Source organism: Algoriphagus sp. 10J20-15 (assembly GCF_055809615.1).
The window spans coordinates 1-21824 of record NZ_JBVVUG010000008.1; the positions used below are offsets into that span (position 1 = coordinate 1).

The 21824-nt window shown below is 39.9% G+C and carries 26 protein-coding genes; 22 read left to right on the top strand and 4 right to left on the bottom strand.

The window, feature by feature from the left end; genetic code table 11:
* The 3 genes from AC0L6R_RS04575 to AC0L6R_RS04585 form a co-directional block, all read left to right on the top strand.
* Positions 1 to 423 (top strand): hypothetical protein (locus tag AC0L6R_RS04575; RefSeq protein WP_473270117.1); only part of this gene is annotated, 423 nt, incomplete at its 5' end.
* Between the two features lie 16 nt (positions 424 to 439).
* The gene (locus tag AC0L6R_RS04580; protein WP_473270118.1) at positions 440 to 712 is read left to right on the top strand and encodes a hypothetical protein; all 273 of its coding nucleotides are present in this window, start codon (positions 440 to 442) and stop codon (positions 710 to 712) included.
* A complete protein-coding gene (locus AC0L6R_RS04585; protein ID WP_473270119.1) occupies positions 712 to 1548 on the top strand; it encodes a Cof-type HAD-IIB family hydrolase in 837 nt (278 codons plus the stop codon). Before AC0L6R_RS04580 ends, AC0L6R_RS04585 begins: the two co-directional genes overlap by 1 nt.
* Positions 1549 to 1601: 53 nt before the next feature.
* Here AC0L6R_RS04585 and AC0L6R_RS04590 read toward each other — a convergent pair whose 3' ends face one another.
* A complete protein-coding gene (locus tag AC0L6R_RS04590) occupies positions 1602 to 2279 on the bottom strand; it encodes a DUF2461 domain-containing protein (RefSeq protein WP_473270120.1) in 678 nt (225 codons plus the stop codon).
* Positions 2280 to 2404: 125 nt separating this feature from the next.
* Entirely contained in the window at positions 2405 to 3700 is a 1296-nt protein-coding gene (locus AC0L6R_RS04595) for a UDP-N-acetylmuramoyl-tripeptide--D-alanyl-D-alanine ligase (protein ID WP_473270121.1), read from the bottom strand.
* Positions 3701 to 3793: 93 nt separating this feature from the next.
* Between AC0L6R_RS04595 and AC0L6R_RS04600 the strand changes: the two genes are divergently transcribed.
* The 4 genes from AC0L6R_RS04600 to AC0L6R_RS04615 are packed head-to-tail and all read left to right on the top strand — an operon-like array spanning position 3794 to position 9437.
* A complete protein-coding gene (locus AC0L6R_RS04600) occupies positions 3794 to 5878 on the top strand; it encodes an FG-GAP-like repeat-containing protein (RefSeq protein WP_473270122.1) in 2085 nt (694 codons plus the stop codon).
* 60 nt (positions 5879 to 5938) lie between these two features.
* Positions 5939 to 7645, top strand: a complete 1707-nt coding sequence (locus AC0L6R_RS04605; RefSeq protein WP_473270123.1) for an amidohydrolase — start codon at positions 5939 to 5941, stop codon at positions 7643 to 7645.
* Between the two features lie 33 nt (positions 7646 to 7678).
* On the top strand, positions 7679 to 8593 hold the full coding sequence (locus tag AC0L6R_RS04610) for a Gfo/Idh/MocA family protein (protein WP_473270124.1): 915 nt from the start codon (positions 7679 to 7681) through the stop codon (positions 8591 to 8593).
* A complete protein-coding gene (locus AC0L6R_RS04615) occupies positions 8586 to 9437 on the top strand; it encodes a glycosyltransferase family 2 protein (RefSeq protein ID WP_473270125.1) in 852 nt (283 codons plus the stop codon). Before AC0L6R_RS04610 ends, AC0L6R_RS04615 begins: the two co-directional genes overlap by 8 nt.
* Here the strand turns inward: AC0L6R_RS04615 and AC0L6R_RS04620 are convergent.
* Positions 9412 to 9972 (bottom strand): dTDP-4-dehydrorhamnose 3,5-epimerase family protein, encoded by a 561-nt coding sequence (locus AC0L6R_RS04620; RefSeq protein ID WP_473270126.1) that lies wholly within the window; start codon positions 9970 to 9972, stop codon positions 9412 to 9414. The genes AC0L6R_RS04615 and AC0L6R_RS04620 overlap by 26 nt on opposite strands.
* Positions 9973 to 10875: 903 nt before the next feature.
* Positions 10876 to 11205, bottom strand: a complete 330-nt coding sequence (locus tag AC0L6R_RS04625; protein ID WP_473270127.1) for a hypothetical protein — start codon at positions 11203 to 11205, stop codon at positions 10876 to 10878.
* A 240-nt stretch (positions 11206 to 11445) separates the two neighbouring features.
* On the opposite strand from AC0L6R_RS04625, the gene AC0L6R_RS04630 reads away from it, so the two are divergent.
* From AC0L6R_RS04630 to upp, 15 genes are all read left to right on the top strand, one after another.
* Positions 11446 to 11898 carry a hypothetical protein gene (locus AC0L6R_RS04630; protein ID WP_473270128.1) on the top strand — a complete coding sequence of 151 codons (453 nt, stop codon included), beginning with the start codon at positions 11446 to 11448 and terminating at the stop codon, positions 11896 to 11898.
* A gap of 265 nt (positions 11899 to 12163) precedes the next feature.
* On the top strand, positions 12164 to 12286 hold the full coding sequence (locus AC0L6R_RS04635) for a hypothetical protein (protein ID WP_473270129.1): 123 nt from the start codon (positions 12164 to 12166) through the stop codon (positions 12284 to 12286).
* Positions 12279 to 12893: a TolB-like translocation protein gene (locus AC0L6R_RS04640; RefSeq protein ID WP_473270130.1), complete on the top strand. Its 615-nt coding sequence runs from the start codon at positions 12279 to 12281 to the stop codon at positions 12891 to 12893. The genes AC0L6R_RS04635 and AC0L6R_RS04640 overlap by 8 nt, the downstream gene beginning before the upstream one ends.
* 28 nt (positions 12894 to 12921) lie before the next feature.
* Positions 12922 to 13944 (top strand): TolB family protein, encoded by a 1023-nt coding sequence (locus tag AC0L6R_RS04645; protein WP_473270131.1) that lies wholly within the window; start codon positions 12922 to 12924, stop codon positions 13942 to 13944.
* Positions 13889 to 14548 (top strand): alpha/beta hydrolase family protein, encoded by a 660-nt coding sequence (locus AC0L6R_RS04650; RefSeq protein ID WP_473270132.1) that lies wholly within the window; start codon positions 13889 to 13891, stop codon positions 14546 to 14548. The genes AC0L6R_RS04645 and AC0L6R_RS04650 overlap by 56 nt, the downstream gene beginning before the upstream one ends.
* Complete coding sequence (locus AC0L6R_RS04655; RefSeq protein ID WP_473270133.1) at positions 14506 to 15099, top strand: alpha/beta hydrolase family protein; 594 nt, start codon at positions 14506 to 14508, stop codon at positions 15097 to 15099. The genes AC0L6R_RS04650 and AC0L6R_RS04655 overlap by 43 nt, the downstream gene beginning before the upstream one ends.
* 275 nt (positions 15100 to 15374) lie before the next feature.
* A complete protein-coding gene (locus tag AC0L6R_RS04660; protein WP_473270134.1) occupies positions 15375 to 15956 on the top strand; it encodes a hypothetical protein in 582 nt (193 codons plus the stop codon).
* Positions 15957 to 16243: 287 nt separating this feature from the next.
* Complete coding sequence (locus tag AC0L6R_RS04665; RefSeq protein WP_473270135.1) at positions 16244 to 16699, top strand: FAD-dependent oxidoreductase; 456 nt, start codon at positions 16244 to 16246, stop codon at positions 16697 to 16699.
* A complete protein-coding gene (locus AC0L6R_RS04670) occupies positions 16684 to 17469 on the top strand; it encodes an FAD-dependent oxidoreductase (protein ID WP_473270136.1) in 786 nt (261 codons plus the stop codon). The genes AC0L6R_RS04665 and AC0L6R_RS04670 overlap by 16 nt, the downstream gene beginning before the upstream one ends.
* 4 nt (positions 17470 to 17473) lie before the next feature.
* Positions 17474 to 18259, top strand: a complete 786-nt coding sequence (locus tag AC0L6R_RS04675; protein ID WP_473270137.1) for a hypothetical protein — start codon at positions 17474 to 17476, stop codon at positions 18257 to 18259.
* A 10-nt stretch (positions 18260 to 18269) separates the two neighbouring features.
* The gene (locus AC0L6R_RS04680) at positions 18270 to 18821 is read left to right on the top strand and encodes a lipocalin family protein (protein WP_473270138.1); all 552 of its coding nucleotides are present in this window, start codon (positions 18270 to 18272) and stop codon (positions 18819 to 18821) included.
* Between the two features lie 171 nt (positions 18822 to 18992).
* Positions 18993 to 19559 carry an NfeD family protein gene (locus tag AC0L6R_RS04685; protein ID WP_473270139.1) on the top strand — a complete coding sequence of 189 codons (567 nt, stop codon included), beginning with the start codon at positions 18993 to 18995 and terminating at the stop codon, positions 19557 to 19559.
* Positions 19560 to 19571: 12 nt separating this feature from the next.
* Positions 19572 to 20567 carry a flotillin family protein gene (locus AC0L6R_RS04690; protein WP_473270140.1) on the top strand — a complete coding sequence of 332 codons (996 nt, stop codon included), beginning with the start codon at positions 19572 to 19574 and terminating at the stop codon, positions 20565 to 20567.
* 145 nt (positions 20568 to 20712) lie between these two features.
* Positions 20713 to 21090: a hypothetical protein gene (locus tag AC0L6R_RS04695; protein WP_473270141.1), complete on the top strand. Its 378-nt coding sequence runs from the start codon at positions 20713 to 20715 to the stop codon at positions 21088 to 21090.
* 241 nt (positions 21091 to 21331) lie between these two features.
* Positions 21332 to 21824, top strand: a 493-nt coding sequence (gene upp, locus AC0L6R_RS04700; protein WP_473270142.1) for a uracil phosphoribosyltransferase, incomplete at its 3' end; no start/stop codon positions are given.

Here is a 21824-nt window from a genome sequence, read left to right on the forward strand (position 1 = left end):
TCCCTACTAAACTTCATTTTTATATTAATCAGCTCAATACTGATTAGTTCCTGCTCCTGCAATCCTGAGAATATCGCCAAGTTTGCTTTCAAAGGAATGGAAGCGATGATGGGTGAAGGGTTTATGCCTTCTGAAGAAATACGGATGCTCGGAAAGTTCCAAGGAATGAATGTCAACCTCAGCAAATCAACTGCAAATGATTCCACTACTTCTACGATTTTCCTGAAATTGGAAAATGGTGACCCCTTGGTTTTGGGAAATCAGCCAGAAGTTTTAGCCAGAAAATGCGCCGAACTTTATCTACGGGATTTTGAAAAAGCTGAAGATTATCAACAAATTACAGTGCAGTTTATTCAGACAGACCCTACTAATCCAGAGAATGTCGCCATGCAGGAGTACCTGTTTGACACGAAAGATTTTTAACTAAACCTATTTATTGATGGAATTACCTAATGAATACAAAAAACCACCAACTTCTCTTGGAGAATGGATAATCGCGGTTTTGGTGAAACGCCTCCCTTTGATTGGTTTGATCATGCTTATAGTATGGGCAACAGACAAAAATACTGACCCTGATAAGGCAAATTGGGCAAAGGCAGAGTTGATCGTTAAATTGATCATTTTCGCCCTTGTAATAATTTTTATCGCTGTTATTGGCTTTGGTGTCTTCGCCAAACTTTCTGAAGACTTAAACTGGTCTGACTTCGATTGATGGAAATAAAAGCTTTTTGCTCTGATATTGATGGAACCCTTCTCAATTCAGTGCGTGATTTATCCCCTCGTCTCAAAGCCGTAGTGAATGACTTGCCCATGGATTTTCCAGTAATTTTAGCAAGTTCCCGCATGCCCGATGCAATGCGGCATTTGCTTCATGACATGAATAGATTTCCACAACCTTTGATTTGCTACAATGGTGGCTATGTCTTGAGTGCTGATGGAGAAGTGCTCGAAGATGTCAGCATCCCTGTAGATTTGGTTGCCAAAATCCTTCATCTCACTCAAAAAACAGACATTCATGTGAGTTTGTATCAGGGAGAAAAGTGGTATGAGGAAAAAGACGATTACTGGTCACAGCGCGAGGTAAAAAACACGAAAGTTCAATGCGATTGGCTTCCAGGTCACGAAGTGGTAGATCTTTGGGCAAAGAATAATTCTGGTGCTCATAAAGTAATGTGTATGGGAGAATCCAACGAGATGGCTTGGCTTTTTGGCGAATTGCACTCAGAACATTCCCTTGATTTGCATTTGTATAGATCCAGCGAAACGTACTTGGAAATCGCTCCAAAAGCCATTTCAAAAGCCACCGGACTTCGAAAAATTCTTCAGCATGCCTTTGATTTTGGAATGGAATCCGTGGTAGCTTTTGGAGATAATTATAATGATATAGACCTGCTACAATCTGTAGGCTGGGGAGTCGCGGTAGAAAATGCCCGAATGGAGGTTAAAGCTGTCGCAAAAGAGATTACGCATCACAACAAAGAAGATGGTGTAGCGGCGGTATTAGAAAAAATTCGGGATTTCAATTTTGAAATTAGGCATGAAATCTAGGATCTCAGTTCTATAGACTTGAATCTAGCTACTTGATACTTGCTATTTAAAATCTACAATATTCCCGATCCGTCTTCCACATCCTCAATTGCTTTGGAAAGGAAATTTTGAAGTGGTCTCATTTTCTGAAAGCCATCCAAAGCTATATTTATGAAGTTTCCGGACTCAATATCCCGGTCTGAGATTTTGGATGAAACAGTAAAGCTCTTTAACCTCAAGTATTCTATAAACTCATGATCAGCCTCGTAATCGCGTGGGCTGGTTTTGAGTTTTTCGCCCTCTATCTGGCCAAAAAGTGATTTAAAGTCTTTATTGCTTTCAATCTTTGTAAGTTCTGCTCCTGAGTAATCTATTTCCTTTCTGATTTTTTTCAACGTCTCTGCCTGAGGCATCCATATTCCTCCAGCCATAAAAGAATTGTCGGGTTGGATCTGAAGGTAATATCCTGGACCTTCTGACTTCTTTCCTTTGGGAGAAAAATAGGCCCCAAAATTGGTTTTATAGGGCATCTTGTTAGCAGAAAAGCGTATATCACGATTTTGTCTGAAGACACAATCTTTGGGCTTAAACACCAACAATTCAGGTTCCCATTCTCCAATTCCTTTCAGTAAAACTGCTACATCTTCCAAAAATTCAGTTCTGGTTTCCAGGTACCAACTTTTATTGGCATCCATCCATTCTTTGGAGTTATGTTCGGCGAGGGCTGCTAGAAAAGGTAAGTATGGGCGCATATTGTTGGTTTTTGTAACTATTGAAATCTGAAAATCGTCTGATATCGGATACTTAAGTAAACTTTACTGAGGCAAAATTGATTTCAAAATGATTGAAAAAGAAAAATTAAGGTCCGCAAAATCCATCAAATAAAATCAACCAATCCTTCCAGCTTCATCCCGCGACTTCCTTTAATCAGAATCAGATAATCCTCCAATTTGCTATCCTGAAGCCAGTTTCTGAATGAAAAAGGATCTGGAAAATACAATGCTTTTGGATACTTAGCCAATGCTGAAACTATCAGCTGACCTGTAAAGCAGACCTTATCAATTTCATATTCACTGATAATCTCTCCCAGCTTGGCATGCTCCGCTTCAGCATGATCTCCCAATTCAAACATATCGCCAAGGATCAGCATTTTATGCCTTTTGCCAGTCATAGCTCCAAAAGTCCGAATCGCAACTTCCATACTTGATGGATTTGCATTGTAGGCATCAAGTATGATCAAATTACTGCGCTTTTCAATCAATTGGGAACGCATATTCGATGGCTTGTATTCGACTATTCCTTCTACAGCTTTTTCCATCTCCACTCCGAAAAACTTTCCAATGGTCAACGCTGTAGCAATATTTCCAAAATTATAAGCACCGATTAGCGAACTAAGGTAAACCTCTTCCGAGCCTTCAACTGAAAACTTCACAAATGGATTTGCTTCTTGAAAAGTAACTTCACAGAAATCCCCTTCTGCAGGGTAAAGAATTGGACTTTCAAATCTCTTTGAAAAATTTGACAAGATTGGATCCTGAGAATTGATAAAAACCTTCCCGTCATTTACTCTCAAAAACTGGAACAATTCCGTCTTCGTTTTCAGCACTCCTTCCGGGCCACCCATTCCTTCCAGATGCGCTTTACCAATGTTAGTGATCACGCCATGAGTCGGCTCGGCAATCAAGCAAAGCTCTTCAATATCTCCTTGTTTATTCGCTCCCATTTCCACAATTGCGATCTCATCTTTTTCATCAATCGCGAGTAAAGTTAGCGGTACACCTATATGATTATTCAGATTCCCAACTGTAGCGGCAGTTTTGAACTTCTTGCCTAAAACCGCCTTCATCAATTCCTTAGTGGTTGTTTTTCCATTTGACCCCGTCAATCCTATAATAGGAATAGCGAGTTGCCTCCGATGATGATTTGCCAAATCCTGAAGCATCTTCAAACAATCTGCTGCTAAAAAATACCGCTCATCGTCTTCAACAAAATGAGTAATGTCATCAATCACGACTACCGAAGCTCCCATTTCCAATGCTTTTGGCGCGAAAGCATTGGCATCGAAATTTGGACCTTTGAGCGCAAAAAAGATATTGCCTTTTTCGATTTTCCGAGTGTCAGTGCTTACGCCAGTACTATTTTTGAAGAGAGTATATAAAATTGAAAGATTCATCGTTTTCGAAGGAATTAATTCCCAAAATAAAGGAATCATTCACATCTTTGGAGGGAGACAACCGTATTAATTTGTCTTAGCCATCACTATTCCATGCGTAAACTCTGGATTTTCATTTTTCTGATCAGCAGCCTTCAGCTGAATGCACAAGAAATTTTCCGAATAGATAAGCAGGCTGATGTTGAAGTCAGTGATGTTTTATTAACCTCTCCCTTCGCAGGAGGAATCAATTCCGCTCAACTAGAAACCATTGATCTAACTGGAGATGGGATCGAAGAATGGGTTATCTGGGACATCAATTCCCGACAGTTGTTAGTTTTCAGAAAAGAAGGTGAAAAATTCATTCATTTACCTGAATTAACTTATGCTTTCCCTACTGATATCAGTGGATTTCTAGTGTTGGCTGATTTTGACGGGGATGGTAAAAAGGATCTATTTACCTCCACTGCTCTCGGAATAAAAGCCTATAAAAACACTTCCAACGGCGGCCAGATATCTTGGAATGTTGCTCAAAACTTCCTGAAGCTGGACGGCTCGGGTAACATCCAAACCAATAACCTAGATACACCGCTCATCCAGGATTTGGATGGAGATGGGGATTTGGATTTGGTGATTTTCAACTTTGCCGGGGGCGACTACATGGAGTTTTACAAAAACACCAGCGTAGAACGAAAAGGTACAGCCGATATGGATGGATTTGCATTTGGAGTGAATCATTGGGGAGGCTTTGAATTTTGTGGTTGCGGAGATATTTCCTTCGGAAAAACCTGTGAAGGAAAAGATCTGAATTCCAGAAAAGCAAATGATGAGAATGACCGCATCTTACATGCCGGGGGGCATTCTATTTTATATCAGGATTTTGATGGAGACGGAATCGATGATCTAGTCTTAGGACGTGATGAGTGTAACATTCTTTATTTTCTTCCAAATTCAGGAACTTCTTCCGAACCTATTTTCACCAGTTTCACAAACAATCTTCCTAACTATGGGGACTTTCCTGACTTCCCACTTTTCCATATTGGCCAGCTAATCGAAGAAGATTTTATCGTCAGTCTGAATACAAGTGAAGCATCTTCCAATTTCGGGATTGATTTTTCCAATTCAATTGTGAAAATTGATGCACAGGGAAATACTGACTTTGAGTTCTTGCAAAATCAGATGATTGACTTGGGAGAAAACACTAAGCCTTTCCACATTGGATCCAGTGCAAACGGCAACTTAGTAATCATTTCAAATAGGCTGAAAAACGGAGAAGTTATTGCCACAGAATCCATGTTTTCTCTGGAAAGCGAAAAGTTTATCTATGTTGATATTTTCAATGAGTCCCTTGAAAACCTAAAACTCATTGATGCCCAAAAATTATATTACAGGGATAAAGAAAACAGAGTTCACCAGCTGATCACAGGAATCTCAAGACAAGGGAGCATCCCAACCCAGCTACTTTTTGAGATAGAAAACCTGGAATATCAGCCAATTACACTGGATGGATATCAACCGCAACGAGGAGATTACCTGCAGTTCTTCTATTACGATAATGAAGATCATATGCTTGTCGCTTCGCAAAATGGTAGCTTGGATTTATATACCGTTGATTTTTCCAATTATACCGCATCAATCTTGGAGTCGGATTTCTTAGGATTTGCTGACAATCCCGCCAATAGAAATCTAAGTGTTGCCGTAGTGCAAAAAACAAATCCTGATCTCTATACTGTAGATCAAAATGGGATAATGAGCAAAATTGAGGACTTCATGCAATCGGCTACGGTTTCGGAAGTATTAATCCAAATTGGAGATCAATATTTCCCTACGCGCTTGGGAAGAAATACTTGGATTACCACTGTTTCAGATACTTTCAAGGGTACCACCGATTTGATTGTGGGGACTAGGGCTGGGGGTTTGATCTATCTAACTTCCACAGCAGAATCCAATCCTAACGAAGACGAATATCAAATCATAGTTTACCCCAACCCCAGTGATGGGCCCATCAAAGTACTAACGAATAAGAGTTCCACTGGTACTTTAGTCAATTCACTTGGACAAGAACTCCTACGTGACATTTCTATTCCAGCCAACACTGAAGTGGAAATCCAAGCAAGCTTTTTATCTCCTGGGCTGTATATTCTGATCTTTGAATCTGAAGGTAAATTCAGAGAATCCCGCAAAATCTGGATACGCTAATTACTTGAGAGGCTTTTCGGATTAGGTGAAATAGGGTAGATTTGGATATAATATAAATCCATGAAGAATATATACTTACTCGCAATCTTGGGGATTTTCCTCATTTCTTGCTCATCGGAAAAGGCTGAACCAGCCGATCTAATTTTTACAAATGGCATAATTTACACAGTCAATGAAGCTCAACCCACAGCTGAAGCAGTCGCTGTGAAAGACGGGATGATTTTAGCCGTAGGTACAACTGAAGAAATCGAAAAACACAAAGCTGAAAACACTGAGGTGATCGATTTACAGGGTGAAACAATGACTCCTGGCATCATCGAATCCCATGCGCACTTGATGGGAATCGGCTATAATAAGCTGGAACTGGATCTTATGTATGTCAAAACCTATGATGAACTGGTGGAGAAAGTAGCAGAAGCAGTTGCCAAAGCCAAACCAGGAGACTGGATCACTGGTCGTGGCTGGCATCAAGACAAATGGATCGAGAAACCAAAAAAATTAGTCAAAGGCTTTCAGACTAATGATCAACTGAATGAAGTGTCACCAGACAATCCTGTGTTTCTGAGACACGCGAGTGGTCACGCAGCTTTTGCAAATGGAAAAGCGCTTGAACTTGCGGGAATTAGCAATCTGAAAGGTGAGCGACCAGGAGAAGTAGAAGGCGGAGAAATCATCCTCGATGAGTTGGGAAATCCTACTGGAATATTATCCGAAAGAGCATCTGGTCTAGTAGCTAGACTGATACCTGCAGAGACCCCAGAAAGAGCAGAAGAGGCTCTGACTTTGGCTTTAAAAGAATTGAATGAAAAAGGAATCACCAGTTTTCACGATGCTGGGTCTGGTCAAAATGTAATTGACTTAATCCAAAAATTCAAAAACGAAGGAAAGCTTACCGTGCGCCAATATGTGATGCTCACAGGCACGCAACCTGCGCTTCTGGATGAATGGTATAAGAGAGGACCAATGATCGATAGCATAGATCATATGCTTACAGTTCGTTCTATTAAATTGAACTGTGACGGTGCGTTGGGAAATCGCGGTGCTTGGTTATTGGAAGACTACTCTGATAGACCTGATCACCGTGGTCATGAGACCTTACCGATGTCGGTGGTATCTGAAGTTTCCGAGAAAGCAATTCCTGCAGGTTTCCAAGTTTGCTCGCACGCCATAGGAGACCGCGCAAATCAAGAGATCCTTGATCGTTATGAAGCTGCTTTTGCAAACTATCCAGACACCAAAAAACTGCGGTTCCGCATCGAGCATGCCCAACATATTCATCCTGACGATATTCCAAGGTTTGGCGAATTGGGTGTGATTGCAGCCATGCAGGCTATTCACTTAAGCTCTGATCGTCCATGGGCAATAGATCGATTGGGAGAAAAACGAATTATCGACGGTGCTTATGTTTGGCAGAAACTGATGCAATCAGGAGCTGTAGTCACAAACGGAACGGATGCGCCAGTAGAGCCTGTGGATCCTATACCTTCCTTTTATGCTTCTGTCACTCGTAAAACATTGCAAGGGTTACCTGACGGAGGTTACGAAGGAGACCAAAAAATGACTCGTTCCGAAGCTCTGAAATCCTATACCTTAGATGGTGCCTTTGCTGAGTTTGAAGAAGATTTCAAAGGTTCTATTGAAGTAGGAAAAGCTGCTGATTTTACAGTTTTCGATAAGAACATCATGGAAGTTCCGGAGGATGAGATTTTAAATGCGAAAGTAGCGATGACTGTGGTGGGAGGAAAAGTGGTGTATAGTACTAACTAATAGCCAAAGACTAACTATTGAAGTTTACTACTAATGAAAACTGAAATTGGGTTAATCGGTTGTGGAATTTGGGGGAGAAATATCCTAAGGGATCTACTTAAACTTAAGCAAGCTGTAGTTGTAATTGACACCTCAGATTCTAACCGAGCTAAAGCACTAGAAATGGGAGCCAAAGCTGTTTTTGAAATCAGACCTGATGACTTTGTGCCCAAAGGATGGATAATCTCCACCCCTGCCATTACACATTTTGAAGTGATACAAAGTATTACCAGGCTCAGAGCACCAATATTTGTCGAAAAGCCTATTACCTGTAATATCGAGGAAGCAGATAAATTACTTAAAATCAATGGAAGTCAGATCTTTGTCATGCACAATTGGCTTTATCACTCAGGTGTGCAAATGCTATCTAGCTTGGTAAAAAGTCAAGAACTCGGAGAGCTGGTTTTTTATAAATCCAACCGATGTAATTGGACTAGTCCAAGGTCTGATGTGGATTCTGTTTGGACGTTACTTCCGCACGATATCACTATCGCATATTGTTTGCTGGGATATTTTCCAGAGCCTAAAGCTGCCGTGGTAGAAGAATACAATGGCATGCAGCGTGGAATGACAGCCTTCCTAGGTGATAAAATCCCTTGTGTAATGGAAATTTCCAATCGTTATGCGGATAAAAGAAGAGAAGTTCGGCTTCATTTCACAAAGGGTGTGGTGGTTCTAAAAAATGAAAAAGTAGATTACATCGAGATTTATCATGGAAACGATCGATCCAAACCTGATGAAATAAGACTGGAGCAACGGAAATTCGACACCACTTCCCCTTTAGAACAAGAACTGAAATCTTTTATTGCCTATTTATCCGGAGGATCTCCACCATTGACAAACTTAGAAGAGGGAGTACAGGTGATTCGTATCATTGATAAATTAAAAAAAATAGCACTTAATGAGTAAATCACAAGTGAAGTTCTCAGTGGTAATACCAACATCAATTGATCGGGGGTTGATTTTACCTCATTCTATTGGAAGTGTATTAAGGCAAACTGTTCAGGATTTTGAAATTTTGATCATTGGTGACGGAGTAAATGATTTCACAAAAGAAGTCATCCAAGAGTTTGTAGAGAAAGATTCTCGAGTCCGTTTTTTTAACTTTCCAAAACATCCTCGAAGGGGCGAGGAAAACCGACACATGGTATTGATGGAAGAAGCTAGGGGCAACTATATATCCTATCTGTGTGACCGGGATCTACTTTTACCTGATCATCTTGAAACTTTAGCCCTGTATTTAAGCCATTTCGATTTTGCTTCGACCCTTAATTACACAATGCTAGAGAAAAAAGAAGGAATGATATACGGGACTAAAAACTTAGATAGCTGGGACTCCTCCTCATGGCTACTTTCCTGTGTAGGCCATCGACTTGATTATTATAAAAAACTACCATATGGATGGAGGACAACCCCAGATAATTGGTATACAGATAGGTATATGTGGGACCAGTTCTTGAAGCAATCAGATTGCCGAGCTTATTGTGGATTGAAGCCAACTGTCCTCTGGTTCAAGCGTGGGGATCATCCAGGAATGTCCTCTATCGAAAGAAAAGAAGAATTAATCAGGTGGGAAGAAATTATGAAAGACGACTTTATTTTCCAATTGAAAAAAGAAGAAGCTCTAAATGAAATGATGTCAGGATATAATTTCTGGAAAAGGAATCAAACAATTTTGATTAAAGGAAGGACTCCTGATCAGGCGCTCACAGAGATTCTTAAGAAAATCAAAAAGGCGCTATCGCTTTCTTAAAAGAATCTAGATCCGGAAAATCACCAGCCCGAAGAGACACCTGCGGATTATCAAATGACCAAGGAATCCCTAAGTCTGGGTCATTCCATACCACGCCCCAGTTATCATCTTTTCCATAGTCTACATAGGATTCAGAAACTGACTGGGCATGTACAGAAGAAACTGGAAAATACCACCCATGAAGTAATCCTCTAGGGAATATCAACGCTGCCAAATCTTCCGCCCACAACTCATACTTTGACCATTCCAAGTACGTCGGTGAATCAGATCTCATATCTTTTAGGCCCAATTCACATTTCCCCTGAATAAGGCAAAAATATTCATCATGGCGCTTATGAAAATGCATCCCTCGATAAACATTAGCCTCAGACTTGACTAGACTCCATTGGACTGCATTTAAATTTAGATTCCATCGATGATTAAAAATTTCAGTGAAACTACCCCGGTAATCAACATTTTCTGTTAGTTTCCTTAAGACAACTCCATCAATTTCACTTCCAGCAACCAAGCGGGATTCTTTAATTTCTACCTTCATAAAAAATAATTGCTGTTTAATTAATTCAAAAGATCAGATTGTTAAACCAGAAAGGGTTCTGGTCAAACAAGATACTATAATTTATATTTGAAAAACGTATTTATAGCTATTAAAGAATTGAAAATTGTTTTAAAATTCAAATTTTTTATAAAACTCTAGAATAAGTTCTATTTTTTATTCGAATTGGAAAAACAAGAAGACTGGTGAATGTCATTAAGTACATGTAAATAATAGAAAGCTTTCCCATAGTAAAAACTAAAATTCCCAAGTGAAAAATGATGATACAAAAAACAAACTGAACTTGTTTTTTGCCTAGTATAGCCCAAGAACCCAAAATCAGTTCAAATACTATCACAGAATAGGATAAAATCTGGGCAAATAACCGTTCACCGAACCAATTAAACATTGTCAGATTAAGAGCATTTGGATAAATATTTAAAATAAAATTTTCGAAATATTGACCAGACAACCAGTCTGTGTCGAACAACTTATTCAAGCCAGCACCGAAATATAAAAGAGCAATCTGTACCCTAAAAACCCATTCTAGTCCAGGACGAAACATCCCAATCAAAAAAAACATACAGCCAGAATAGAGAAAACTGGTGGAATATTGACCTTTGGAGGAAAGGATTTGAAAAACAACTAAGATAGATAGAATGATTGAAAACTTCCGAAACTTGAACCCGAACGAAATAGCTGCTAACGAAATCCAATAAACCAAGTCTAAAAGTGGGTAAATCCACAAAAAATATCTAAAAATATCTAAGGACTCGAGGAAGGGTAAGAATGGCGGAAGAATATGCTTCGTCCTTCTAATTAAAAGCAAATAAAGTACAAGCATCCTTGCTACAAACAAAAGTCGAGCAGTGCTCAAGAAAAGGTCATTTTGACTTTTGTCTATTTTTAAAATCCCCACATTTCCTCCTCCTTGCCATTTACCTTATATATCACTTTTATTTGCGCAGAATCACACACCCCATAAGTGCGCTCGTACTGAGAAATCTGAGAAAAAATATGATAAATATTCCTGTTTTCCTGACCAGGATTTGCTAAATTATATCGATCACTAACTTGTTCTAAGCTCAATTTTTCTCCATTAATTACCACCTCTATTTGATAAAAGGAAATTTCATCATAAGGAATCCAACCAAAATAATCGAGATGGGAGAACTTGGTGTAAATCACACCAAATGCTTGAAGTAGGAAAAAAATCAATAAAACAGCTCTTTTCATTTTTGTATCAAACTAGAAAAATACCGTGCATTAGCCCTTTTTAGTTATGGGTAGAAATTTAATAAGTATGATTATCCTCAAAGATGCTAGTAGCGATAGTTTCTTTGCTTCACAAAACGGAAAACCGATGACCGAAGTGGCCTAAATGCCAACTATTCCCAAATCATAAGTCGCTTTTAGGCCTTAACTGGTGCTATTGCGGATTTATATACTAATAAATATTAAAATTTCTCTTTAAAAATGAAAAAGATCTTAATTCTGCTAATGAGAAAGACAGGACTATTCTCAAAGCCAAAAATTCAACTTGTAGTACATGAGGACGAAGAAATTATTACGATTCAAGATGATTTATTCTTTCAAGTGTACTGGAAATCTCTTTCAATAGGTACCGGCCCAGCAGTAATTCTAAAGGCCTTTAATCAAGAAATTTTAAAGTTCGATTGTTTTGGGCTAGAAAAGGGACATTATCACATCGCTCCAAATTACGATTTTAGAATATATTTTGTGGAAGATACAATTGAGAAACAAATTGCTAGATCAATATACGAACTAGAAATAAATGGTCTTCGCTATTTAAAATTACAAAAAGACCCAAGAATCAAATCTGTAACGGTCAACAAAAACACTTACTTAGAAAAACTTACTCTAGTGAATGAGACTTTGCTAAAACACCATAAGAAATTACTCCCCTAATAAATGATTTTAATTGTTTCAACTCAATTGATCATCGTAACCTACAATGTTCAATACTTTTTTGAATTCAATAAAAGCGCAAAATCAATTTTCACCACAATTAAGACTTCAACTATTCCCTTGACAAACGAGTTCTTTCAAAAAAACTTATTTTACAGTCCTAAATAAAATTCATCTTGAAATCGAGCATGCATCAGTCCACACTTCCAAAATGACTTAAACAATGCGAAATTCAATCCGACCTTTTAAAAAAAACTATAAACACATGAAAAAACTCTTTACCTTTTTCTGGCTATTTTGCTTGGTATTTCACCTGGCAAATGCTCAAGACGAAACCCCTAAGCCCATTTCCTGGAAGGATATATCCTACCTGGAAATCCATGAATAGTGGAACCTTCAAAATCTCTCCAGATGGCAAATGGGTGGCCTACGGAATGACAGCTCTGGAAGCTGACGGAGAAGTAATTCTTCAATATGTAAGTGATCCCGACTCCACACAGACTTTTAAAATCGGATTTACCTCCTACCCTTCCATTGAATTTAGCGAGGATAGCAAGTGGATCGCGTTTAAAGAATATCCGACTTTTAAGGAAAAGGAGGCTAATAAAAAATCTAAAGGAAAACCACTTCATGATAAGGTTACGCTAATGAAACTAGGCTCAACCGATAAAGAAGATAAAAAAACCTTTGAAAATGTGAGCAATTTCTCATTCAATGGAGAAGCTTCTACTCACCTTGCGATTAACCTAACAAAAGATGGAGGAGGAGATGCCAAAGGCTCAGATCTTTTAATCTATCACCTCAATACCAAAAAAGCGCAAAACCTAGGAAATGTAGCTGAGTTCTCTTTCAATAAAAGCGGAAACTACCTAGCATACACAGTCGATGCTGCGAATGAATCAGGTAATGGCATTTACCTCCTGAACATGACCAACAATAGCACAAGCGTGTTGGATTCAGATAAAGCTGCTTATAAGTCTATAAATTGGGACTGAAAAAGGCGATGCTTTTGCAGCGCTAAAAATGGTCAAAGACAAAAAGTATAAGCAAGACCAGGGAAAATTAGTGGGCGTAAAAAACCTAAGCAGTCCTCAAGTGACCGTTTATGATCCAGCAAAAGATTCCACTGGTTTTTCAAAAGAATATACGATCAGTCCTAATCGCCGTCCGATGTGGTCAGAGGATTTGAACAGACTTTTCTATGGTATACACCCTTTGGTTTTAGCCAAAAAAGAAGAGGTAAAGAAAGAATTGGATAAGGATTCTGTGAAGATGGCAGAGGCTGAAGCCATGAAAAGAATCATGGCTGACACATCCATGAGCTCAATTGCTGATTTGAAGAAAGCACTTTCGAAGTTAGACTCTGGGAAGGTAAGTCCAAAGGAAAAAGATGCTGACACCCCGGATATGACTATCTGGCACTGGAACGATAGCCGACTTCAATCCCGTCAACAAGTACTGGAAAATCAGGATAAGAACTACAGCCTCTATGCTATGTACGATGTGGCTGCAAGAAAGCACATTCAGCTTCAGGACAGCACTATGCGGGACTTGAGCATTCTTGACAAGGAAAAATATGCGATTGGATCAGACAACCAAGCCTATGAACTACAAAGCAATCTGGATGGACAGAATTACCGTGACTTCTATATTGTAGACCTAAAAACTGGTGAGAAGAAGACGCTTTTCACCAACTTCTACCTTCCGGGCTATTCTTCATATCCTCGTAGTTCACCGGATGGTACAAAGTTGATTTATGGCTATGATGGCAACTATTACAGCTATGATATCGCATCTGGAGAAGAGATGAATTTGACGGCAGGCTTGCCAGTTTCTTTCGTGAATGAAGATGACGATCACAATGTCAAAAAGCCGTTGGAGGGCTATTTGGGATGGAGTAGCGACAGTCAATACGTATTATTGAATGACGGCTGGGACATCTGGCAAGTGCCAGTAACTGGCAAAGCAAAAGCAGTAAATCTGACCCAAAATGGCAGAACTGATCAAATCAGATATCAGTACCCGTTTTTCGCTAGATCGCGATGAAAAAGGCATTAATCTAAGCAAACCACTTTACATGAGAATCTACGGTGAGTGGACTAAGAAAAGTGGGATTGCCGTAATCAATGCTTCCAAAAAAGGTTTGGAGCCTGGTGCTAAAGCATTGGTTTGGGAAGATGCAAGTATAGGTTCTTTGAGAAAAGCTGAGAATGCTGATGTATATTTCTTTAGCAGTGAAACCTTCAATTCTCCGCCTCAAATTTTCACAGCAGATGCATCTCTTTCATCCCCAATAAAAGTGACTGATAGTGCTCCAGATGCAAGCAAATACACTTGGTCAGCAGGCACTCGTTTGGTTGATTATGTGTCCGACAAAGGTGAAAAACTGCAAGGAGCACTTTTCCTTCCATCCAATTATGTGGAAGGGGAGAAATATCCAACGGTAGTTTACTATTACGAAAAGCTATCACAGACTCGGCATAATTGGTCAAACCCTGGATTCAGCGGAACTGGTTGGAACCCGAACGTTTATACGAGTAATGGCTTTGCCGTATTTATTCCAGATATTGTTTATACCATGGATGATCCGGGAATGTCAGCCGTTTGGTGTGTGATTCCTGCGCAAAAGCCGCGATCGAAACTGGAGTAATCGATCCAGAAAACATCGGGATTCATGGGCATTCTTGGGGTGGCTACCAGACTGCATTCCTGATCACCCAGACTGATATGTTCAAAGCCGCTGCTGCTGGAGCGCCGCTGACCAACATGATTTCCATGTACGATCTGATTTACTGGAATTCCGGTGGTGGAAATATGTCGATCTTCGAAGCTTCTCAGGGTAGATTTACCGGAGGACCTTGGGAAAACTGGGAGTCCTACGAGCGAAATAGCCCAGTATATCATGTGAAGAACGTAACTACTCCTCTTTTGATGTTGCACAATGATAAAGATGGAGCGGTGGATTTCACTCAAGGAATAGAGTATTACTCTGCTTTACGAAGGTTGAAAAAGCCAGTGATTTTGGTTCAATACAAAGGAGAAAATCACGGTTTGGGTAAACTGGAAAACAGAAAAGATTACTCAGTTCGCATGATGGAATTCTTTGATCATCACCTCAAAGGAGCTGAGGCTCCAAAGTGGATGTCTAAAGGAATTGATAAGATCGATTTGGATGAACACCTGAAAGAAAGAGCATTTTAAATTGAGAGGGGCTGTAACAAGCCCCTTTTTTTCTGAAAGTCTTTTTTAACCACGGTGAGCAAGGAGGATTGCCCAAAGGACACAACTCATTTTGTTGAATTCCTCAGACATATCGGACGCCAGGCGAGCTTGAAACTATGGCAATGTAGTCTCCTGACTGCTTCAAAAAATTACTATCGACCAATCAGTTCTTCCTCTTATCACCAAAGGATTGTTCGATAGAGGGACATTTGTTTTCTTTGAAACTAATTCGCAAAAACGAATAGTAATACCTCATGCAAGAAACCACCGAAAAGAAGAGCCGTAATTCAGAATTAGATTTTGCGAATTTAAACTCCATTTGCTATCAGGAAGCTGATCCCAATTATCACGAACATCTAGAGACATATCTGTATGATCAGGATTTCGATACAGTTTGGGATAGCTATGTGAATATTTCACCAGAGCAGGCTTGGAGCGGCAAAATGATACATTTCCATCAATTGTATTCCAGACAAACCGGCGAAGAAGTTTTTCCCGGACAGGTTCATACCGATGGAATGGGTGAAGGGCAAGTCCTCATTTTGAATTTGCATGTGTTCAACGGCGCTGTAAAACTTCAGGTAGGCCATGAAGTGATGGAAATCGACAAAGAGAAAAAGCTGATCAGAATCTGCTACCTGAAGAACTCCAAATCGGAAGGCTCTCAGTTTATCCGATTTAATTCGCTGCCTGACGGAAAAACGGAAGTTTCTCATAAAACCTTCTACCGCAGCGGATCCTGGTTTCGCGACAAGGTCATTTACCCTTATTTTCACACCAAGGCTATCAACGAGTTTCATGGAAATGTGCGCAGCTGGATTATCTCAAAAATCTAGGGATATAAATTAGCATATATCAAAGGAGTCTGGATATCAGACTCCTTTTTTTGTGTCTGGCTTTCTGTTTGTAACTTTTAGAGAATCAAAGTTTATCCATCAAACTTTTTAGCATATGATTGAAGACAGAGTAGAAACTTTTGACGCCATTATAATTGGTTCTGGTCAAGCAGGAAATCCCCTTGCTTTGGCGCTGGCCAAAGGAAAAATGGGAAAGTAGCGATCGTAGAGAAAGGAACTTTGGGCGGGACTTGCGTCAATACAGGTTGCACTCCGACTAAAGCTTGATGCTGGCGAGTGCAAGGGCTGCCTGGGCAATATCAAACGCTCCTAATCTGGGAATCGAAGTTCCCAAATCGACCAAAGTCAACCTAAAGTCAATCAAAAAAAGAAAAGACAAGCTTGTCAATCAGTCTAGGCTAGGCATAAGAAAATCTCTGGTAGACTCTCCTCAAATATCGATGGTCAGAGGTACTGCTACTTTCTTGGACAAAACCAGAATAAAAGTTGGTTCTCGAGTATTGAAATCATATAAAATCTTTCTGAATGTAGGAGCAAGAGCAAGAATTCCGGAAGGATTTGAGGACGTTGATCATCTTACCAATAGTTCCATTCTGCAGCTTGAAAAGGTGCCAGAAAGCCTGATAATAATTGGTGGAAGTTATATAGGATTAGAGTTTGCGCAAATTTTCAAACGCTTGGGCTCGAAGGTTACCGTTCTGGGAAAATGGGTGATTACCTGATTTCGAAAGAAGATCAGCATACCTCCGAACAAGTTCGGGAAGTTTTAGAAAATGAAAACATAAAAGTGATTTGCGGTGCAAATTGCCTCAAAGGAAAAAATAAAAAATCGGAGGGTATAACCGTATCCTTTCAGAAAGGTGGCAAAGACAAGAAAATCAGCGGCACTCATTTATTGATTGCAACTGGGAGGATGCCCAACTCTGATCTATTGAAACCAGAAAAAGCAGGATTAAAACTTACACAAAGAGGATACCTTGAAGTAAGTCCAACTTTGGAGACAAATATCGAAGGAATTTATGCTTTGGGAGATTGCAATGGAAAAGGTGCTTTTACCCATACATCCTATAACGATTACGAGATAATGGAAAATCAGCTCTTTGGGGATAAGACTAGAACGCTCGACGATCGAATTACGAATTATGCCTTATACATTGATCCTCCCCTTGGACGTGCAGGAATGACACTAGCGCAAGCAAAGGAAACTGGAAAGAATTTACTTTTTGCCAGAATGCCGATGAGTGATATTTCCAGAGCAAAAGAAAAAGGAGAAACTCAGGGAAAAATGGAGGTAATTGTGGATGCTGACTCAGAACAAATCCTGGGAGCAGCAGTTTTTGGAACAGGTGGAGATGAAATCATTGGAACATTTCTGACCGCTATGTATGGAAAACTGAGCTATAAAACACTTATGAATTCTGTACAAACTCATCCAACTGTCACCGAACTCATTCCAACGTTATTGCAGCAGCTTAAACCGATTAAGAAATAAGAAGATGAAAAGCTCCCATAAAGTTTATGCTATCCTGAACATGACCGTCCTGGTCGCAGTAATATTCTGGAATTATTGGGTAAATACTAAGGGATTAAATGGCAATACAGTCAGCTCACTCAGTGCTGATTATGAAAACCTATTCACTCCAGCAGGCTATGCATTTTCTATCTGGGGATTGATCTTTTTGGCCTTGCTTGCACAGGCTATTTTCTTTATTCGGAGAGCTTTTAATGATGAAAAAGACGCTGACTTCCTCTCCCAACTGGGGCCCTATCTCATTATGGCAAACATTGGAAATGGGCTTTGGATCTACATGTGGCTGATGGAACATACAGGAATTAGCGTGATTGTCATGCTCGGAATTTTATTGTCGCTGATCATTACGATTTTGAATACTAACATGGAACGTTGGAATGCACCGCGTCCAATTATCTTCTGGCTTTGGTGGCCTATCGCACTTTATAGCGGATGGATTGCTGTCGCTACGATCGCCAATATTTCAGCTTATCTAGCCAAAACTGGGTGGACTGGTGGTATACCCGAGGCAACTTGGGCAATTGCCATGATAATCGTAGCCGTTGTTCTAAATCTATTTATGATCGCCACGAGAAACCTTCGGGAGTTTGCTTCTGTCGGTGTCTGGGCATTAATCGCAATTGCCGTTAGGCATTGGGGCAATATCCCAAGTTCACAATGGACAGCACTCGTTGGGGCAGGAGTGCTTTTCATCGCCATCACTATTCATGGCTACAAAAACAGAGAAACCGCTCCATTTAAATTAAACTAAACCAACCACTATGAGAACCTTCAACAAATCAGAAAAAGTAGCGCTGGCATTGCCTGTTTTAGCGGCAGCTGGCCTTCTGTTTTTATCGCAAAACAGCCATGCCCAAGACCTAGAAACAGTTCCTTATGTAGATCTTGAAAAATATGCAGGTGAATGGTACGAAATTGCCTCTTTCCCTCAATCATTCCAAAAAGGATGTACCTGCACCAAAGCTATTTATACACCAAACGCTGACGGTACAATCAGTGTGGAAAATAGCTGTAATCTTCCAGAGAAAGGGAAAATCAAAACCTCCACAGCCAAAGCTTTTGTGGAAGATGGATCAGGAAATGCCAAGCTAAAAGTTCAGTTCTTCTGGCCTTTTAAAGGGAAATATTGGATCATAGATTTAGCAAAAGATTACTCTTACGCTGTAGTTGGTCATCCAAATAGAGATTACCTCTGGATTTTATCAAGAACTCAAGAAATGGATCCAGTAATTTATGATGAGATCTTGGAGAGAGTCGAGAAGAAAGGTTTTGATCTCAGTAAACTCGAAAAAACTGTACAGTGTGATACTTAGGAAGAATAAAAATCCCAGAGTTAAATCCTCTGGGGATTTTTTTTACCAAATAGAATTATGCTTCCGACCAAATCAGTAATTCAACACCTAGCTATTTTAGAATAAAAGATTAGTAATTAGAGAATTTTTAATATTTTGAGCATGCCTTTGATAGGCTTAACTCAAAATGACATGGAATTTTTAGATGGATTAGATCCGCAGCTCAAAATGTTCTGGTATATCGCCATACCAGTATCGTTGATTTTTGTACTTCAGACTATTTTGACTTTCGTAGGATCTGGAGGATCGGATGGACTGGAAGCAGACTTCGATGGAGACCTGGATAGTGCAGATGCACCTTTTCAGATGTTTTCCTTTAGAAATCTAGTTAATTTCTTGCTTGGTTTTAGCTGGACTGGCATCTCATTTTACAAGCTTATTCCAAATACAACCCTGCTTATCCTGCTAAGTTTAGCGGTAGGTTTTGCTTTTGTTTATTTCTTTTTTCTCATCATCAAGCAAATCCAAAAACTCGGCGAAGACAATACTTTTAGGTTAGAAAAAACACTGGACAAAATCGCAGAAGTCTATCTGGCTATACCTGGGAGAATGCAGGGAAAAGGGAAAATCATGGTAAGCCTGAATGGATCTGTGCGGGAAATAGATGCCATGACCGAGCAAGACAAAATTGAAACTAACGCCACAGTGAAGATCAAACGGGTAGAAAGTGGCAATATCCTCATCGTAGAAAAGCTTTAACTTATTTCTTTTATGGATCCTTTAATTCTTATCGTCGTCGCGACGATTGTCACATTTGTGACTATTCTTGTAGCGCTTGTCTCAAGATACAAGCGCTGCCCATCTGACAAAATCCTAGTGGTATATGGAAAAACCGGAGGTACCTCTGCACGCTGTATTCATGGAGGTGGAGCATTTATTTGGCCGGTCAGTCAGGATTATGCTTACCTAGATCTGAAGCCTATTTCCATCGAAGCTAATTTGACTAATGCGCTAAGCCGTCAAAATATCCGCGTAGATGTCCCTTGTAGATTTACGATTGCTATTTCTACAGACACTGACACGATGAATACGGCTGCTGAGCGTCTTTTAGGCTTAGCTCATGAGCAGATTCAGGAGCTTTCAAAGGACATCCTTTTTGGCCAATTGCGATTGGTGATTGCTACAATGACCATCGAGGAAATTAACTCTGATCGGGATAAATTTTTGGAGAGCATTTCTAAGAATGTAGATAGCGAATTGAAGAAAATCGGCTTGAAACTGATCAACGTCAACGTGACGGACATCAAAGATGAGTCTGGATACATTGAAGCACTTGGTAAAGAAGCTGCCGCAAAAGCAATCAATGAAGCTAAAATCTCTGTGGCAGAGCAAGAGAAAATCGGTGAAACTGGAAAGGCCCTCGCAGACCGTGAGAAGGATGTGCAGATAGCAGACACCCAGCGTGACCGTGATGTAAAAATTGCTATTACTAACAAAAACCGCGAGGTCAGCATTGCGGAAGCTGCAAAAGATGAGAGTATAGGTAAAGCAGAAGCACAGCGAGACACGAGGGTTAAAACCTCCGAAGCAAATGCCATTGCTATCAAAGGAGAAAACGAAGCTAAAATCTCCATTGCTCAGTCTGACGCACAACGTAGAGAAAAAGAAGCTGAAGCATTAAGAATTGCCTTAGCATCCGAAAAAGTACAAAGCGCAAGAGCGTTAGAGGAAGCCTATTTGGCGGCGCAAAAAGCTGAATACAGCTAGAGCGGATAGAGAACGATCCACTGAAAATGCTAACATTGTCGTACCGGCAGAAATCGCCAAACAACGTGCGATCATAGAAGCCCAAGCAGAAGCAGAGCGAATCAGAGAACAGGCAAAAGGCGAAGCTGATGCGATCTTTGCCAAAATGGATGCGGAAGCAAAAGGTCTGTATGAAATATTGACCAAACAAGCAGAAGGTTACCGTGAAGTGGTAAGTGCAGCAGGTGGAGATCCTACCAAGGCCTTCCAATTGCTATTGATTGAGAAATTACCTGAATTGGTAAAAACTCAGGTTGAAGCTGTCAAAAACATCAAGATTGATAAAATTACTGTTTGGGATTCTGGGCAAGGTGAAAATGGCAATGGCTCCACCGCCAATTTTGTATCTGGAATGATGAAGACTGTCCCTCCATTAAATGAACTATTTAACATGGCAGGACTTAATCTTCCAACTTATTTGAAGGGAGAAGATTTGGTGGAGCCTCCTAAAAAGAAGGAAGAACAAAAGCCTGAAGAGGAATAGTTTTAAACAAAAGGTAATTAATAACGCTAATTACCATTTACAGGACATGATAAAAATGTTTGATTGGAAAAATCCTCTGCTGACGCAAGACAATTAGCTAGAAGACCAAGCTTTGAAGTGAAATAGAGATAATTTTCCTTAGTTAAAAACCCGGCCCCAAAAGAGCCGGGTTTTTATTTTATCTTCGCAGCATGTTTGTTTTAACTAACACCCCTTCTTTGGCAAATCATTTCTAAGCGAAATGAGAGATGTACGCACACAAAATGATAGAATGAGGTTTCGGAGAAACTTAGAGCGAATGGGTGAAATACTTGCCTATGAAATTTCTAAGTCTTTTGAGTATTCCCAGGAGAACATAGAAACTCCGCTCACTTCAACTTCAGTGCTTTCTGCAACTCAAAACCCGGTAATCATCTCAGTTATGAGGGCTTCATTACCATTTTATAATGGCTTTTTAAATTATTTTGACAAAGCTGAAAGTGGGTTTATCGGAGCATTTAGAGATGAGACTTCACCAGGAGAAATCAATGTTCACCTTGGCTATCATGCAAGCCCTAATTTGGAAGGTAAGATTATAATCCTAGCTGACCCTATGCTAGCTACTGGTAAATCTATTGTGGAATCAATCAACACGCTCCTAACCCATGGCAAACCCAAACACATTCATATAGCCTCAGTCATTGCCGCTCCAGAAGGCATCCAATATATTAAAGAAAACATCTCTTTTCCTTTTT

What these genes read in the sequence shown, in the direction of transcription:
- AC0L6R_RS04580 (WP_473270118.1), top strand. Translation starts at nt 440, where the DNA reads ATGGAATTACCTAATGAATACAAAAAACCACCAACTTCTCTTGGAGAA.
- AC0L6R_RS04585 (WP_473270119.1), top strand. Translation starts at nt 712, where the DNA reads ATGGAAATAAAAGCTTTTTGCTCTGATATTGATGGAACCCTTCTCAAT.
- AC0L6R_RS04590 (WP_473270120.1), bottom strand. Translation starts at nt 2,279, where the DNA reads ATGCGCCCATACTTACCTTTTCTAGCAGCCCTCGCCGAACATAACTCC.
- AC0L6R_RS04595 (WP_473270121.1), bottom strand. Translation starts at nt 3,700, where the DNA reads ATGAATCTTTCAATTTTATATACTCTCTTCAAAAATAGTACTGGCGTA.
- AC0L6R_RS04600 (WP_473270122.1), top strand. Translation starts at nt 3,794, where the DNA reads ATGCGTAAACTCTGGATTTTCATTTTTCTGATCAGCAGCCTTCAGCTG.
- AC0L6R_RS04605 (WP_473270123.1), top strand. Translation starts at nt 5,939, where the DNA reads ATGAAGAATATATACTTACTCGCAATCTTGGGGATTTTCCTCATTTCT.
- AC0L6R_RS04610 (WP_473270124.1), top strand. Translation starts at nt 7,679, where the DNA reads ATGAAAACTGAAATTGGGTTAATCGGTTGTGGAATTTGGGGGAGAAAT.
- AC0L6R_RS04615 (WP_473270125.1), top strand. Translation starts at nt 8,586, where the DNA reads ATGAGTAAATCACAAGTGAAGTTCTCAGTGGTAATACCAACATCAATT.
- AC0L6R_RS04620 (WP_473270126.1), bottom strand. Translation starts at nt 9,972, where the DNA reads ATGAAGGTAGAAATTAAAGAATCCCGCTTGGTTGCTGGAAGTGAAATT.
- AC0L6R_RS04625 (WP_473270127.1), bottom strand. Translation starts at nt 11,205, where the DNA reads ATGAAAAGAGCTGTTTTATTGATTTTTTTCCTACTTCAAGCATTTGGT.
- AC0L6R_RS04630 (WP_473270128.1), top strand. Translation starts at nt 11,446, where the DNA reads ATGAAAAAGATCTTAATTCTGCTAATGAGAAAGACAGGACTATTCTCA.
- AC0L6R_RS04635 (WP_473270129.1), top strand. Translation starts at nt 12,164, where the DNA reads ATGAAAAAACTCTTTACCTTTTTCTGGCTATTTTGCTTGGTATTTCAC.
- AC0L6R_RS04640 (WP_473270130.1), top strand. Translation starts at nt 12,279, where the DNA reads ATGAATAGTGGAACCTTCAAAATCTCTCCAGATGGCAAATGGGTGGCC.
- AC0L6R_RS04645 (WP_473270131.1), top strand. Translation starts at nt 12,922, where the DNA reads ATGGTCAAAGACAAAAAGTATAAGCAAGACCAGGGAAAATTAGTGGGC.
- AC0L6R_RS04650 (WP_473270132.1), top strand. Translation starts at nt 13,889, where the DNA reads ATGGCAGAACTGATCAAATCAGATATCAGTACCCGTTTTTCGCTAGAT.
- AC0L6R_RS04660 (WP_473270134.1), top strand. Translation starts at nt 15,375, where the DNA reads ATGCAAGAAACCACCGAAAAGAAGAGCCGTAATTCAGAATTAGATTTT.
- AC0L6R_RS04665 (WP_473270135.1), top strand. Translation starts at nt 16,244, where the DNA reads ATGCTGGCGAGTGCAAGGGCTGCCTGGGCAATATCAAACGCTCCTAAT.
- AC0L6R_RS04670 (WP_473270136.1), top strand. Translation starts at nt 16,684, where the DNA reads ATGGGTGATTACCTGATTTCGAAAGAAGATCAGCATACCTCCGAACAA.
- AC0L6R_RS04675 (WP_473270137.1), top strand. Translation starts at nt 17,474, where the DNA reads ATGAAAAGCTCCCATAAAGTTTATGCTATCCTGAACATGACCGTCCTG.
- AC0L6R_RS04680 (WP_473270138.1), top strand. Translation starts at nt 18,270, where the DNA reads ATGAGAACCTTCAACAAATCAGAAAAAGTAGCGCTGGCATTGCCTGTT.
- AC0L6R_RS04685 (WP_473270139.1), top strand. Translation starts at nt 18,993, where the DNA reads ATGGAATTTTTAGATGGATTAGATCCGCAGCTCAAAATGTTCTGGTAT.
- AC0L6R_RS04690 (WP_473270140.1), top strand. Translation starts at nt 19,572, where the DNA reads ATGGATCCTTTAATTCTTATCGTCGTCGCGACGATTGTCACATTTGTG.
- AC0L6R_RS04695 (WP_473270141.1), top strand. Translation starts at nt 20,713, where the DNA reads ATGGATGCGGAAGCAAAAGGTCTGTATGAAATATTGACCAAACAAGCA.